This window comes from Streptomyces lycii (assembly GCF_009735685.1).
Taxonomy (GTDB): Bacteria; Actinomycetota; Actinomycetes; order Streptomycetales; family Streptomycetaceae; genus Streptomyces; species Streptomyces lycii.
On the sequence record NZ_WHPN01000262.1, the window covers coordinates 1 to 13,650 of the forward strand.

General features: G+C 72.6%; 11 protein-coding genes and 1 pseudogene. 8 read left to right on the forward strand and 4 right to left on the reverse strand.

Going from position 1 to position 13,650, the window contains the following annotated elements:
- Positions 1–607, reverse strand: a 607-nt coding sequence (locus GCU69_RS11930) for a flavodoxin family protein (protein ID WP_156205990.1), incomplete at its 3' end; no start/stop codon positions are given.
- Between the two features lie 134 nt (positions 608–741).
- On the opposite strand from GCU69_RS11930, the gene GCU69_RS11935 reads away from it, so the two are divergent.
- Both GCU69_RS11935 and GCU69_RS11940 read left to right on the forward strand, forming a co-directional pair.
- Positions 742–1,086, forward strand: coding sequence for a MerR family transcriptional regulator (locus GCU69_RS11935; RefSeq protein WP_098755087.1), 345 nt, complete (start codon positions 742–744; stop codon positions 1,084–1,086).
- 549 nt (positions 1,087–1,635) lie between these two features.
- Positions 1,636–2,841 carry a hypothetical protein gene (locus GCU69_RS11940; RefSeq protein ID WP_156205991.1) on the forward strand — a complete coding sequence of 402 codons (1,206 nt, stop codon included), beginning with the start codon at positions 1,636–1,638 and terminating at the stop codon, positions 2,839–2,841.
- Between the two features lie 54 nt (positions 2,842–2,895).
- Here the strand turns inward: GCU69_RS11940 and GCU69_RS11945 are convergent, their stop codons facing one another.
- Both GCU69_RS11945 and GCU69_RS11950 read right to left on the reverse strand, forming a co-directional pair.
- Complete coding sequence (locus GCU69_RS11945; protein ID WP_098755085.1) at positions 2,896–3,216, reverse strand: hypothetical protein; 321 nt, start codon at positions 3,214–3,216, stop codon at positions 2,896–2,898.
- Positions 3,217–3,556: 340 nt separating this feature from the next.
- Positions 3,557–4,819 carry a glucuronyl esterase domain-containing protein gene (locus GCU69_RS11950; RefSeq protein ID WP_156205992.1) on the reverse strand — a complete coding sequence of 421 codons (1,263 nt, stop codon included), beginning with the start codon at positions 4,817–4,819 and terminating at the stop codon, positions 3,557–3,559.
- Between the two features lie 342 nt (positions 4,820–5,161).
- On the opposite strand from GCU69_RS11950, the gene GCU69_RS11955 reads away from it, so the two are divergent.
- From GCU69_RS11955 to GCU69_RS11965, 3 genes are read left to right on the forward strand one after another with little or no spacing between them, the layout of a single operon-like run.
- Positions 5,162–5,605: a GntR family transcriptional regulator gene (locus GCU69_RS11955; RefSeq protein WP_408055798.1), complete on the forward strand. Its 444-nt coding sequence runs from the start codon at positions 5,162–5,164 to the stop codon at positions 5,603–5,605.
- Positions 5,602–6,543: an ABC transporter ATP-binding protein gene (locus GCU69_RS11960; RefSeq protein WP_235978424.1), complete on the forward strand. Its 942-nt coding sequence runs from the start codon at positions 5,602–5,604 to the stop codon at positions 6,541–6,543. The genes GCU69_RS11955 and GCU69_RS11960 overlap by 4 nt, the downstream gene beginning before the upstream one ends.
- Complete coding sequence (locus tag GCU69_RS11965) at positions 6,540–7,529, forward strand: ABC-2 transporter permease (RefSeq protein WP_156205993.1); 990 nt, start codon at positions 6,540–6,542, stop codon at positions 7,527–7,529. The genes GCU69_RS11960 and GCU69_RS11965 overlap by 4 nt, the downstream gene beginning before the upstream one ends.
- 154 nt (positions 7,530–7,683) lie before the next feature.
- Here the strand turns inward: GCU69_RS11965 and GCU69_RS11970 are convergent, their stop codons facing one another.
- A complete protein-coding gene (locus tag GCU69_RS11970) occupies positions 7,684–9,165 on the reverse strand; it encodes a tetratricopeptide repeat protein (protein ID WP_156205994.1) in 1,482 nt (493 codons plus the stop codon).
- Positions 9,166–9,457: 292 nt separating this feature from the next.
- Here GCU69_RS11970 and GCU69_RS11975 point away from each other — a divergent pair, with 292 nt between their 5' ends.
- From GCU69_RS11975 to GCU69_RS11985, 3 genes and pseudogenes are all read left to right on the forward strand, one after another.
- Positions 9,458–10,090: a PaaI family thioesterase gene (locus GCU69_RS11975; RefSeq protein WP_456243374.1), complete on the forward strand. Its 633-nt coding sequence runs from the start codon at positions 9,458–9,460 to the stop codon at positions 10,088–10,090.
- A 203-nt stretch (positions 10,091–10,293) separates the two neighbouring features.
- Positions 10,294–11,276, forward strand: a pseudogene (locus tag GCU69_RS34540) (NAD(P)-dependent alcohol dehydrogenase).
- A 553-nt stretch (positions 11,277–11,829) separates the two neighbouring features.
- The gene (locus GCU69_RS11985) at positions 11,830–13,626 is read left to right on the forward strand and encodes a sodium:solute symporter family protein (RefSeq protein ID WP_156205995.1); all 1,797 of its coding nucleotides are present in this window, start codon (positions 11,830–11,832) and stop codon (positions 13,624–13,626) included.
- Positions 13,627–13,650 lie beyond the last annotated feature (24 nt).

The following is a 13,650-nucleotide window of genomic DNA, read 5'->3' on the forward strand; positions in this document are numbered from 1 at the left end:
CCTCCCGGTCGAAGAACGTCTTGGCGCGGGCCATGGCCCGCTCGTCGTTCCGTACCTGCCCGGGACCCGAGCCGTTGCCGAGCAGCAGCCCGCCGAAGCGCATGCCCAGATACGCCGCCGAGTTGTTCAGCGTCGTCTCCAGCCCGTCGGCGACGGCCTCGTTGCGGTCCGCCATGGCCGAGACGCCCCACAGGGTCCGGCCCGCCATGCGCGGCCCGAAGTCGAGCCCGGGCACCTTCAGCCAGCCCGACCAGTAGTCCAGATAGCGCTTCGTCTGCGCGGACAGCGTGTACCAGTACAGCGGCGAGGCGAGCACGATGTCGGTGGCCTCCAGTGTGGCCCGCCGCAGCTCCGCCTCGGTGTCCCCGGCCCCGGTCCCGGCCCCGGTTTCGGTCTCGGTCTCGGTCTCGTGCCGGCCGTCCCGGAAGTCGGGCAGCGGCAGCGGAGCCAGGTCCACCCAGCGCTGCGAGACGTCCGGGGGAAGCTGCTCGGCGGCGGCCCGGGCCAGGATCTCCGTATTGCCGTCCGGCCGTGAACTGCCGAGCACGAACAGGAAGGACCGGCCGGTCGCCGCCCCGTCGCTGCTGCGGGTGTCGAGTGAGGTCATGGGTCACTCCAGCGGTAGGTGATCGAACGAGCAGGCCGGGTATGGGCCCGGCCGAGCCGCGCGGAATGTCCGCGCCGAGAGCGACGTTAAGGCTTGACATCAATGGCAACGTCAAGCTGTTACGGGTGGCCCACATGCTGATCGGGGAGTTGTCACGGCGCACCGGAGTCAGCTCACGGCTGCTGCGGTACTACGAGTCCCAGGGGCTGCTCGAGGCCGGCCGCTGCCCCAACGGCTACCGCGACTACGGCGAGGACTCGGTCGTCACGGTGCGGCGGATCCGTACCCTGCTGGCGGCGGGCCTGACCACCGAGGTGATCCGTCAACTGCTGCCGTACACGCGGGGCGACGGGACGGAGGTCGACCTCTGCGCGGAGCTGAGGGCCCTCCTGGACCAGGAGCTGGCGGCCACGGAGGCCCGCATCATCGATCTCCAGCGCAGCCGCAGCGCTCTCGTCGGCTATCTGTCCCAGACCTGAGGCGAAGCGTGGCCCGTGCCCGGGTGGGGGCGCTGCGTGGCCCGTGCCCGGCCCGGGGGTTGCCGTCCCGGCTCGGGGGTCCGTCACGGCTCGGGGGCCCGTCACGGCTCGGGGGCCCGTCCTCGCTCGGGGTTCCGTCCCCGCTCGGGGCGAACAGGCGCCCGTCCTCCGGCCCGGAGCGGAGTGACTCCGTCCCCGCCCGGGGCTGAGTGGCCCCGTCCCCGGCCCGAGGCGGAGCAGCCCGGCCCCGGCCCGAGGCGCGGTGTGACGGTCCGCCCGCGACGGCGCCTTCCCCCACCGGAGGCGCACCGGCGGCCCATCGGCGGCGCACGGCGGCCGTGCCGGGGCCCTGAGAACACTCGGAGGACAGCCGGAGGACACCGCGGAGGACAGCCGGAGAACACCCCAGCGGCCACCGCGGCGGGACATGCCCGCGGCCCGGCGAAACTCTCCACAGAGCGCCCGCGGGCCCCGTACGCTCCTGTCATGTTCTCGGGATCAGGGGGGCTTCGGCGCTGCGCCGGAGCGTGTTCCGTGCGGCGGGCCGCAGTGACGGCGGCTGTCCTGCTGCTGACGGTGACCGGATGCGGCAGCGGGGACAGTGACGGTGACGAGGACGCCGCGCGCTGGCGGCTCGACCACGTCAGCGAATCCCTCGACACACAGGTGCACGCCGTGGCCGCCGTTTCCGCCGACGAGGGCTGGGCCCTGGCCACGGAAAAGGGTGCGGGCGACGACGGCCGCGACATCCTGCTGCACCGCGAGGGCGGCGACTGGCGGCCGGTCCGGCTGCCGGCGGCGATGCGTCACGAGAAGGGCGCCGAGCTGGCCGCCGCCCAGTTGGAGGCGTCGGCCCCCGACAACGTGTGGCTGTTCGCCGGTTCGCTGGGCGGCGACGGCAGCGACACGGCCGGCCTGCCCGGGGCGATGCGCTGGGACGGCCGGCAGTGGCACCGGAACGCCACGGGCTTCATCGCGCGCGACGCCGTCGTCCTGGCGCCCGACGACGTGTGGGCGCTGGACGCGTCGACGCCCGAGGCCACGGCGCACCACTGGGACGGCGAGCGCTGGTCCGACCACCGGCTGCCCGACGTCTACGTCAACTGGCTCTCCGCGAGCGGCCCCGACGACGTGTGGGCGGTGGGCAACCGCAAGACCGGCCCCGGCGACCGCTCGCAGCCCGCGGCCGTGCACTTCGACGGGGAGAAGTGGCGGCTGGTGCCGACGCCCGAGTACGGCTCCGCCGAGCCGAAGCCGGACGAGAAGGTCATGCTGACCGAGATCCTCGCCCTGGCCCCGGACGACGCCTGGGCGTTCGGGCAGCACACGTACGCCGTCAAGTCCGGGGCCGAGACGCACCACACCCCGATCGCGCTGCACTGGGACGGCTCGCGCTGGCGGAAGGCCCCGGAGGCCGTCCGCGCCCCGGGCGGGAACGCCGCGCCCGCCCATTCCGTGCTGGCGGCCGGGGACGGCGCGGGCGGACTGGTGCTGAACGACGCCCACGGCAGGGAGCAGCACCGTCCGGCCGGCGGTGAGCCCTATGCCGTCGAGGAGCCCGAACCGGTCCCCGGCCGCTCCGACGAGGTCACCGAGGAAGAGCGGGACCAGCAGTTCGACGTGCTCGACCTGGAACACGTGCCCGGCACCCGCGAGATCTGGGCCGTCGGGTCCGTCGGCATCCCGCCGCTCCGGGGCGACGCGGCGTTCTCGCGCGGGGCGATCGCCTCGTACTCCCCCGCGAAGGACGGCTGACCGGCGCCCGGCCCGGCCACCTTCAGGGCCGCCGCCCCCGTCGTCGACCATTCCCTACGCGGCGCTGTCCCGTTCGTCCAGGAACCCCGTCAGCACGGCGGCCTCCGCGCGGAGCCGTGCCACCCGCTCCGCGTGCGCGGGCGCGGTCAACTGCCGCGCCGCGTCCAGCCGTTCGGTGACCTCGGCCCGTACGATCTCCGCCTCGCCGTGCTCGGTCAGCTCGCGCCGTACCGCCTCCGTTGTGCCCGCCCCGACCGGTGAATCCTCGAGGGCCGCGCCCTGCCGCCCGGCGTCGACCGGCACCGCCTCGGCGTTCTCCAGCGCCGCGAGCGCCGCACGCAGCGCGCTCACCGCCGCCTTGTCACGGGAACGCATGGCTTCGGGCAGGGCTTGGCGCATACGGAGACGCAGGGACATGCCGGTGACCCTACGGTCGTACCGCCGACGCGGGCGACCGCTTTTCCCGGAAGGCCCGCCGCCGTGGCGGTGGCGAGCCGGGGCCCGGCCCGTCCCGACCTGCCCTCCCCCCGCGCCCCACGCGAACCGGGGCCCGGCGCGCGTACGCACGCCGGGCCCCGGGGCTTGCCGCAAGGTCGGTCGGTCAATCAGCTCAGGCAGTCAACGCGGTCAGCCGGTCAGCCGGTCAGCCGGTCAGCCGGTCAGCCGACGGTCGGTCAGCCGGCCCGGCCACTCAGTCACTCAGTCACTCAGTCACTCAGTCAGTGAGCGTCGGCGTCTGCCAGTTCCTCCACTCGGCGAGGTTGCCGGCCTTCTTGCCGGAGATGCGGAACTGGCCCGGAGCGGTGCCGGAGCCCAGCATGAACTTCTGGATGCTCTGCGTTATCGGGCCCCGCCACTCGGAGCGGTTGGCACAGTGGGTGCCGTCCTGGACGTCGGACCAGTAGGTGATGTTCTCGCCCGCGCCGAGCGCCTTGTAGATCTCCGCGCCGCCGAGCGCCGCCACGCTGCCGGACTTGGCGCCCAGCCAGTCGATGTGCGGGTTGTCCATGATGAGCAGGCCGCGCGGCGCGATCATGCCGACGATCTCATGGGTGTCCACCGGCAGCCCGGCGGGGTTGCCCGTGTACGAGCCGAACGGGTCGCCCAGCCAGGGCTGCTCCCCGTAGGCGCTGCTCAGCGGCTGGGCGCCGCTCTCCGAGGCGATCGAACGGAAGGCACCGACACCGCCGCTGCCCGACTCGATCGGCATGGTCAGGGCGACGCGCTGGTCGAAGGCGCCGGCCACGAACGCGCCCTTGCCGTACCGCGAGCAGCCCGTGACGCCGGTCCCTTCGGCGCTGAGCACGCTGCCGCCCGACTGCTCGATGACGTCGATGATCCGGCTCACGCCCCAGGCCCAGGCCATGAGGAGTCCGGTGTCGCTGCTGCCGCCGTAGATGCTGTAGTAGGCGCCCTGCTTGTTGTTGCGGGGCGTGCCCTCCTTGCCCACCGCGAACGGGTCGTAGCTGATGACGGCGGCGCCGGCGGCCTTGATGGCGGCCGTGTCGGCGCCGAATCCGCCGTAGACGATGACGGCCGGGAAGGGGCCGGAGCCGCTCGGCAGGTCGACCGACGCCGAGAAGCCGGCGCTCTTGCCCTGGTCGCTGACGTTCACCGAGATGCTGCTGCTGGAGACGGAGCCGGTGACGCTCTCCGGCTTGTCGGGCTTGTTCCCGTACACGGAGCCCTCGGCCAGCTCCTTGATCTCGGCCCGGCGGCAGCGCCAGTCGGACTTGGCGGAGACGCGCGAACCGTCCGCCTTCGTGAACGGGTCCGGCAGCCGGGAGTTCGAGGTGGAGCCCGGCGAGCCGACCTCGCAGTCGGCGCCGTCGTGCTCGTCGGCGGGGGCGAGCTGAACGGCCGCTCCGGCGGCGCCGGTGGTGTCGGCCTGAGCGGTGAACGTGGTGACCGTCAGGCTGGCCGCCGCCACGAAGACCGTGGCGACCCAGACCCGGGGCCGGAATCGATGAAAGCGCATGTGGGGACCTCCATAGGGAGGCGCGCAGCCGAATGCGGTGGCCCCCGCCTCACGGCATGAGGTCACATGTTTTCCGGTGCACGCCGGATGGCGGATGTGCGCCGGACCTTGATGTCATCGAAGCTGCCCCCAGACCTCAAACCGGTCCAGTGACCGGCACGTTACAAGGCGGCAATGGAACACACAAGACCGCTTTGGAATCGCTCCCACGGCAGGAGCCGCGCCCGCCCGGGACGCCGGACCGGACGCAACCCGGGTGGCTGAAGAACGAGTTGACGGGCGGTCGATTGACAAGCATCTCGCCACCCACCACCATCATTCCACTAACTAACTAGCTAAAGGGTGGTGAAGGAGATCGAGTTCCGCATCGACAGACGCAGCGGGACCGCCGCCTACCAGCAGATCGTCCTGCAGACCAAGCAGGCGCTGCGGCTCGGTGTCCTGCTTCCCGGCGACCGGCTGCCGACGGCCAAGGAGGTCGCGGAGACCTGCGCGGTCAACCCCAACACGACCCTCAAGGCGTACCGGGAGCTGGAGCGGGAGGGGCTGGTCGAACCGCGCCCGGGCCTGGGGACGTTCGTACGCCGGTCACTGGCCAGGCCGCAGACCGCCGCCGGCGCCCCGCTGCGCGGCGAGCTGGCGGCGTGGATGGACCGGGCCCGCGCGGCGGGACTGGAGCGCGACGACGTGACCGCGCTGGTCGCGTCGGTCATGGAGGAGCGGTACGCCGGCACCACGGCTGCCGCCGGAGACAGTCACAGCGGTGAAGGCAGGGAGCACACGTGAGCACGGTCATCGACAACGGGGGGACAGCGGGAACGTCCGCGATCGAGGCGTACGGCCTGGGGAAGCGGTACCGCCGTGGCTGGGCGCTCCAGGACTGCACGTTCCGGCTGCCGGCCGGGCGGATCTGCGGGCTCGTCGGCCCGAACGGCTCCGGCAAGACCACGCTGATGGGACTGGTGACACATCTGCTCAAGCCGACGACCGGCAGCGTCCGGGTCTTCGGCGCGCTCCCCGGCTCCGAGGAGGCCCGCCGGCGCACCGCCTTCCTCGCCCAGGAGAAGCCGCTGTTCCGCCGGTTCACCGTCGCCGAGACGCTGCGGCTGGGCCGCGAGCTGAACCCGCGCTGGGAGCAGCAGACCGCTGAGGACATCGTCCGCGCCGGTGACATTCCCCTCGGCGCGCGGATCGGCGCCCTCTCCGGCGGCCAGCGCACCCGGGTCGCCTTCGCCCTCGCCTTCGGCCGGCGCCCCGACCTGCTGGTGCTCGACGAGCCGATGTCCGACCTCGACCCGCTCGTACGGCACGAACTCACGTCCGTCCTGATGGCCGAGGCCGCCGAGCACGGCACCACCGTGCTGATGTCCTCCCACCACCTCACGGACCTGGAGAACAGCTGCGACTACCTCCTCGTCATCGCCTCCGGCGGCGTCCGCCTGGCCGGTGAGGTCGACGAAATCCTCACCGCGCACACCCTGCTCACCGGCGCCCGCACCGGCCGGGGCGGTCCGCCCCGCCTCGACCGGCACACGGTCGTCGAGTCCCGGGTCAGCGGCCGGCAGGTCACCGCACTGGTACGGCCCGACGGCCCCGTCGCCGGCGACTGGCAGGCCGACAGCCCCAACCTCGAAGAGGTCCTCCTCGCCTACCTCCGCTCCCCCGGCACCCCACCCCTGGTCAGCCCCAGCGCCCAGGCCGACCCGAAGGCGGCAGCAGCATGAGCAGTACGGCCACCGCGTCCGCCCCGGCGCCCACGACCGCCCGCGGCGGCCCGCGGCTGCGCGGACTGGCCTGGCTGGTCTGGCGCCAGCACCGGGCCGCGTTCCGCACCGGGATCGTCCTCACCGTCCTCTGCGCCGCCTGGTTCGCGTACCGGCGCTGGGCCATGCTCGACTTCCTCCGCGGCGCCGGCTGGCCCGAGGTGCCGTACGCGGACTACATGGACGGCTTCGTCCCGTACATGTCCCGGCTGATGGAGAGCGCCACCACGCTCGGTGTCTTCGTGCCCGCGCTGGTGGGTGTCTTCGTGGGGGCCCCGCTGTTCGCCCACGACCTGGAACACGGCACCGGCAAGCTCGTCCTGTCGCAGACGGTCGGCCGCGGCCGGTGGGTCGCCACGAAACTCGGCATGCCCCTGCTCCTGGCGGCCGTCTGCACGGCGCTGCTCTCCGCCGTGTACGGCTGGTGGCTGGCCCCGGTCGCCGAGGCGGACAGCACCCTCTACTGGGAGACGGGCGCCGCGGCGGGGCCGGTGCCGGTGGCGCTCACCCTCTTCACCCTGACCGCCGGGGCGGCGATCGGCATGGTGCTGCGCCGGACACTGCTGTCCATGGTCGTCTCCTTCGGTTTCGCCACGGCGGTGCAGTACGCCTGGAGCAGCTTCTGGACGGACCTCGGCGATCCGGTGTCGGTGACCAGCCGGGCGGGCGTGGACGCCTTCCCCGACATCCCCGCGGCCGCGAACCAGTTGGAGCAGTGGTACCTCACCGGCTCCGGGGAGCGCATCGGCTGGGGCTCCTGCGCCGAGGCGACCGAGAAGGCGACCGACGCGTGCCTGGCGGAGAAGGACGTCGTCGGCTGGGCCGTGGACTACCTGCCCGCGTCGGAGCTGACCCCCGTGCTGTGGACGGGCTCGGCGATCCTGTTCGCGCTCACGGCCGCCGTCGCGGCGTTCGTCGTCCTGTGGGGCCGCAAGCGGCTGTTCTGACGGCCGCGAACGGCTGTTCGTGAGGCGGCGGCCGCGAGCGGCTGTTCGCGACGGGACCGCAGACGGTTGTTCGCGACGGGGCCGCCGGCCGGGCACGCGGGTGCGCGATCCGGCCGGCGGTTCGTCAGCGGGTGAACGGTCAGCGGATGAACGGTCAGCGGTCGATCAAGGACTCGAAGCCGGCCCGTACGTCACCCTTCGACGCCTCGACCTGGATGTCCGAGGGCGGGCCGATGTCGGCGGAGATGATCGTCTCGTACTCCAGGACCGCGGGGCAGCTGGTGCCGCTGATCTGCACCGTGCGGTCGGCGACCTTCTTGCCGGTGCGCAGCTCGTACACCTGCACCGGTATGTCGATCTTGTGGAACGTCACGTCCTGGACGCCGCCGATGGCGAGCTTGTGCTCGTACGGGCAGGTCCGCACGGCGTCCCCGTCCTCGGCCTCGCCCGCGCACACCACCAGCACGGCCTTGGCCGGGTCGGTGGTCCGCCAGCCGCCGGGCAGTTGGTCCGTGTACTCGGCGTTGCCGAAGAACATCGCGCGGTTCGTTCCCTTGCCGTAGGCCTTGGCCCCGCTGTACTTGGCCGGCTTGTCGCAGTATTCCGGCCGGTGGCCGGTCCCGCCCTCCAGCAGCTCGGTGACGTTCTCCAGCTCGATGGTCTGCGTCGCCTCCCTGGCGCCCTTGCGGGCGGCGTCCGCGCGGCTGTCGTCGGGATACTGGTCGAGCAACTGCTCGTAGCGCGCCCGGGCCTTCTTCCACTCCTCGGCCACCATGTGGTCGTCGGCGCATTCGACGAGCGCTCCGGGCGCGGCCTGCCGCACGGTCTCCTCCGACCGGTCCAGCGCCGGGTGGCCGGGCGTGTGGTCCCGGAGCCAGTCGGTGACCTTCGCGGTGGGGCAGGGATTCCTGGTGGGCAGGCTGTCGAGGAAGCCGTTCAGGACCACGTCCACGGTCTTCTCGTTGCCCGGCTGCGCGCGGACCTCGGCGAGCAGGTCGAACCCGGCCCGCAGCGCGTCGGTGTCCCCGACCAGCCCGGACGTCAGCTTGGCGGCGGCCCGCTCCAGCCGCTCGCAGGTCTCGGCCATCCGCTCGCCCCGCGCGGCCAGCGGTGCGTCGGCGAGGCGGTTCCCGAACCAGGTCTTCTCCTGGGCGCTCACCACTCCGGCGCAGTCGCCGCTCGCCCGCGCCCCGGTCATGTCGCCGTCGATCACGGACGTGTCGTACCGCAGGAGTGCGGTGGCCAGCAGCACCGGCACCGTGACGCCCAGCGCGACGACGCGTTCCCGGCGGACCGCCAACCGCCGGCCGCGCCCGCCCGCGAGGAACCAGCCGTGCCCGACACCGGCCGCCCACCACAGCAGGAGCAGCACCTCGCACCACGGTTCGGCGTACGAGAGCAGCACGAAGACGAGCACGACGGTGCCCGCGAGCGCGGCGGCGGCCCACCGGTACCGCCGCATCAGCAGATAACCGGCGCCGAGGAACGAGGCGTTGCCGAGCGCTACGGCCAGCGGGTCGTGCGGACGGGGCGGCGGCGCGGGCGGTGCGGGCGGTACGGGCGGCATCGGCGGTACGGGCGGTGGTGCGGGCTGCGGCTCGGGCTGCGACATGGCGTACGCCCGGTCGTCGTCCATCCCTTTCTCCCCCTGTTACGGAATGCGCTTGCGCGATCCCCCATTGTCGCCCGCGGCGCGCGGAAAGGGCCAGACGCGGAGGAGACCGTGACGCGTGCGGTGCCGCGATGCTTCCGTTGACCGACGGGCCGGCGGACCGGCGGGCGCTCCGCACCGAGGACCACCACCGGCCCCGCCACGAAACCCACCGCTCCACGGAAACCGGCCCCGCCACGGAAACCACCGCTGCACAGAGAACCGCCGGCGCCCGGCCACGGAAACCGCCGCCGCACAGAAGAGAAAGGTGCCCCGCGTGCCCACCGAGCCCACCGAGCCCACCGGTCCCGCCACCCGTCCCGCCGATTCCACCGCTCCCGCCGCTCCCGCCCGGACTGCCCGGACTGCCCGGACTGCCCGGCCCAACCCTGCTGCCCAGTCCGCCCAGATGCCGGACCGGCCCGCGGCAGGGAGCCCGGACGGGCAACCGTCCGGGATCCCTGCCGAGATCCCGGACGGACTGCGGCAGCTCGTCGCCGCCATGCCGTACGCCGAACGCCTCGGCCTGACCCTGGAGGAGGCCTCCGCCGACCGGGTGCGCGGCACCCTCGACTGGGCCGAGGACCTGTGCACCCTGGGCGGCGTGCTGCACGGCGGGGTGCTGATGTCGCTGGCCGACACGGTCGGAGCCGTCTGCGCGTATCTGAATCTGCCCGCGGGCGCGAGCACCGCGACCGTCGAGTCGAAGAGCAACCTGTTCCGGGCGGTGCGCTCCGGGACGGTCCGCGCGACGGCCGGACCGCTGCACGTCGGGCGGTCCCTCATCGTCGTCCAGACCTCGCTGGAGGACGACCGGGGACGCGCCGTGGCCCACACCGTGCAGACCCAGACCGTGCAGATCCCGACCGCGCAGGCCCGGACCGTGCCGGCCTCCGGTCCCGCCCGCTGATGGAGCCGTACACCGGTGCCGGGGCGCGCCCGCCGGTGCCCCCGGAGGCAGTTGTGAGAGCACACAGCAGGCATGTCACTCACTTCACCCGGAACGGAATCTTCTGCGCGTGCGGCCCGTTGGCCCGGCAAAGTCCGGGCCGCGGGTCCGCCGCCGTCCGGTCCGCCGACGCCCGCTCCGGGCGAGAAGAGAAGGGCGAGACCTTGAACGGCATGCGCGCCGCTCTGGACGACAGCTTCGGCCCGCCCGAGGTGCTCTGCGAGGGCCGGGTGCCCGTGCCGTCCCCGGGTCCGGACGAGGTGCTGGTCAGGGTCCTTGCCGCGAGCGTCAACGGCGGTGAGGCGTACGGACGTCCGGGACGGGTGCGCCTGGTGACCGGGCGGCGCTTCCCGCTCCGTACGGGCATCGACTTCGTCGGCGAGGTCACCGGGATCGGCGCGGCCGTCGCGGAACCGGGGCCAAGACCGGGTGACCGGGTGCAGGGGGCGCTGCCGCGCGGCACCTTCGGCAGTGCCGCCGAGTACGTGGCCGTCCGCCCGCGGCAGATCTCGCGGGCACCGGCCGGCTCGACCCGGTGGAGCCGCGGCCCTCCCGGCGACCGGGACCACCGCGATCACCGCGCTGCGCGACAAGGCCCGGCTGCGCCCCGGCGAACGCCTGCTGGTGCGCGGCGCCTCGGGCGGAGTCGGCAGCGTCGCCGTACAGCTGGGCCGGGCGCTCGGCGCGCACGTCACCGCGCCGACGGACCCGAAGAGCCTCGAATTCGTACGCGAACTGGGCGACGCCCCGTGCGCCTGCGCAGGGGGGTGCCCACAGCTACACCACCACCGGCCCCGCCGACCTCGCGCCGTTCGATGCCGTCCTGGACACCGTGGGAACCGGACACGCCGACTGGCGGCGGCTGCTGGCGCCGGGCGGGCGGATGGTCGCCATCGCCTTCGACCTCGAGAACGCCCTCCCCAGCCTGTTCCTCATGCTCGCCTCCGCCCGGTACGGCTCGCGCCGGGTGCGGTTCTTCAGCGGCAATGCGCGCCACGAGCTGTCCGCCGAACTCAGCCGGTACGCCGAGGCCGGGGTGATCCGGCCGGTGGTGGACACCGTGCACCCGCTCGCGGGCATCGCCGCCGCGCACCGGGCCCTGGAGGCCGGCGGCGTGCGCGGGAAGCACGTCATCCGGATCGACTGAGCGCACCTCCGCGCCCGCCGGGGTCCGGCCGGCCCCCGGGGGTCCCCGGCCGCGACCCGGGCGGACCTCGGGACGGCTCCGGCGTACGGACCCGGCGGACCCCGGACGGGCCACCGCACGGCGCCCCTCCGGTGATCTTTACTGCGTTCCGGTGATCTTTACTACGTGCCGGACCGGTTGACGTCGCACTTGCCACTTGTAAAGAAGTGGCCGCAAACGGGCAGTACGGGCAACACGAACCCGACAAAGCGATCATTGAATACACAACTATCCAGCACATAGCGCCCGAACGACCCGATAAGCCATCTCAACCCTGGCGGGACGCTCCAACATCATCATCCTGTGAAGAAGCTGTTAACGTGCCTCACGTTTGCGGGCTCAAACAGTCCGCTTTTCTGTGAACGCCCCTGGGCCCACGCGACGACAGCGAGGCGCGCCGGGGACGGAGCCTCTGCCCGCGCCCGGCGCGCGGGACACGACCGCGGGGTCCTCGGTCGGCACGCCGGATCCCGCGGCCGTTCGCGGGCTCCACGAGTCGAAGGAGGTGGCGCGCGTGGACGGCGTGGAAACAGCCCAGTTCAGCGCCGTGGTGGTAGTGGGTCTGCTGGTGTTCTTCTACGGAGGCACCTTCCTGATCTCGACCCGCATCGGCAAGAAGGACGAGAACGCCGACGGGTACATGACCGGCGGCAACAACATCGGCTTCGGCATCTCCGCCGCGAGCATGACGGCGACGTGGATCTGGGCGTCCTCGATGTACGCGTCCGCCACCTCGGGCTACACCTACGGCATATCGGGCCCCATCCACTACGGGCTCTGGGGCGCCCTGATGATCCTCTTCATCTACCCCTTCGGTAAGCGCATCCGCGCCGTCGCGCCCAAGGCGCACACGCTGGCCGAGGTCATGTACGTCCGCCACGGCCGTTCCAGCCAGCTGATGCTCGCCGGCTCCAACATCGTCGGCAGCCTCATCAGCCTGATGTCGAACTTCATCGCCGGCGGCGTGCTGATCTCGCTGCTGTCGCCCTTCAACTTCACCCAGGGCGTCTTCGCCGTCGCCGCGGGCGTGCTCCTCTACACCCTGTGGTCCGGGTTCCGGGCCTCCGTGCTGACCGACTTCGTACAGGTCGTGGCGATGCTGGGCGCGGTCGCCGTGATCGTTCCGTTCATCTTCTTCGCGGCCGGGTTCCCGGCCGCGTTCGAGACGGGCGCCGGGAACCTGACGCCGCAGCAGGGCGACTTCTTCTCCAGCGACGCGTTCATGCAGCAGGGCGCCCCGTACATCGCCGCGGTGCTCGCCTACGCCATCGGCAACCAGACCATCGCGCAGCGGCTCTTCGCCGTGAAGCAGTCCCTGATCAAGCCGACCTTCGTCACCGCGACGATCGGCTACGGCGCCATGGTCATCGGCGTCGGCATGCTCGGCGTGCTCGCCCTCTACCTCGGCTTCGAGCCGGCCGGCGGCGACCTGAACAACCTCATCCCCGGGATGGCCGCGGAGTACCTGCCCACGGCGCTGCTGGCCGTCTTCTTCATCATGATCATCGGCGCGTTGTCCTCCACGGCCGACTCGGACCTCTCGGCCCTCTCGTCGATCATGATGGCCGACGTCTACGGGCAGAACGTGGCGGGCAAGGAGAAGGCCGACCCCCGCACGATGCTGCTGATCGGCCGGATCACGATGGTCCTGGCGACCGCGGCGGCCGTGGCCTTCGCCAGTCTCCAGCTGAGCATCCTCGATCTGCTGGTGTTCGTCGGCGCCCTCTGGGGCGCCCTCGTCTTCCCGGTGCTGGCCAGCTTCTACTGGGAGAAGGTCACCGGCAGGGCGTTCACCACGTCGGTGCTCGTGGCGCTCGCGGTGTTCCTGCCGGTCCGCTTCGGCTGGATCTCCGTGGACGGCCCGTTCGGCATCGTCGTCGACGTGCTGTCCGTCATCGGCATCGGCGTCGTCCTCGGCCTGATGGCGTTCGGCTTCTTCGGCGCCGGGGTGGCGAAGATCGTCGGTGTGCTCGCCACGCTGGTGTCCGCGCCGTTCGCCATCGGCTCGCTCCACGAGTACGCGACTCTCTGCGGCTCGCTCGTCGCCTACTCCGTGAGCACCGTCATCTGCTGGGCGATGTCCGCCGGGCAGAAGGAGCGCTTCGACTTCGCCGTCATCGCACAGCGCACCGGTGACTTCGACGACGGCTCCGCCGCGCGGGCGGCCCGCGACGACGCCGGCGCCGCTGTCCCGCGGCAGGCGGCGGACACCGGGACCGGTGCCCCGGACCGGGCGGGTGACGCCAGGACCGGTGCCCCGGGGCGGGCGGGCGACGCCGACGGAGAACCCGAGCCCGCCGCGAGGAAGTGACCGGACCGCAACCGGACAACCAGC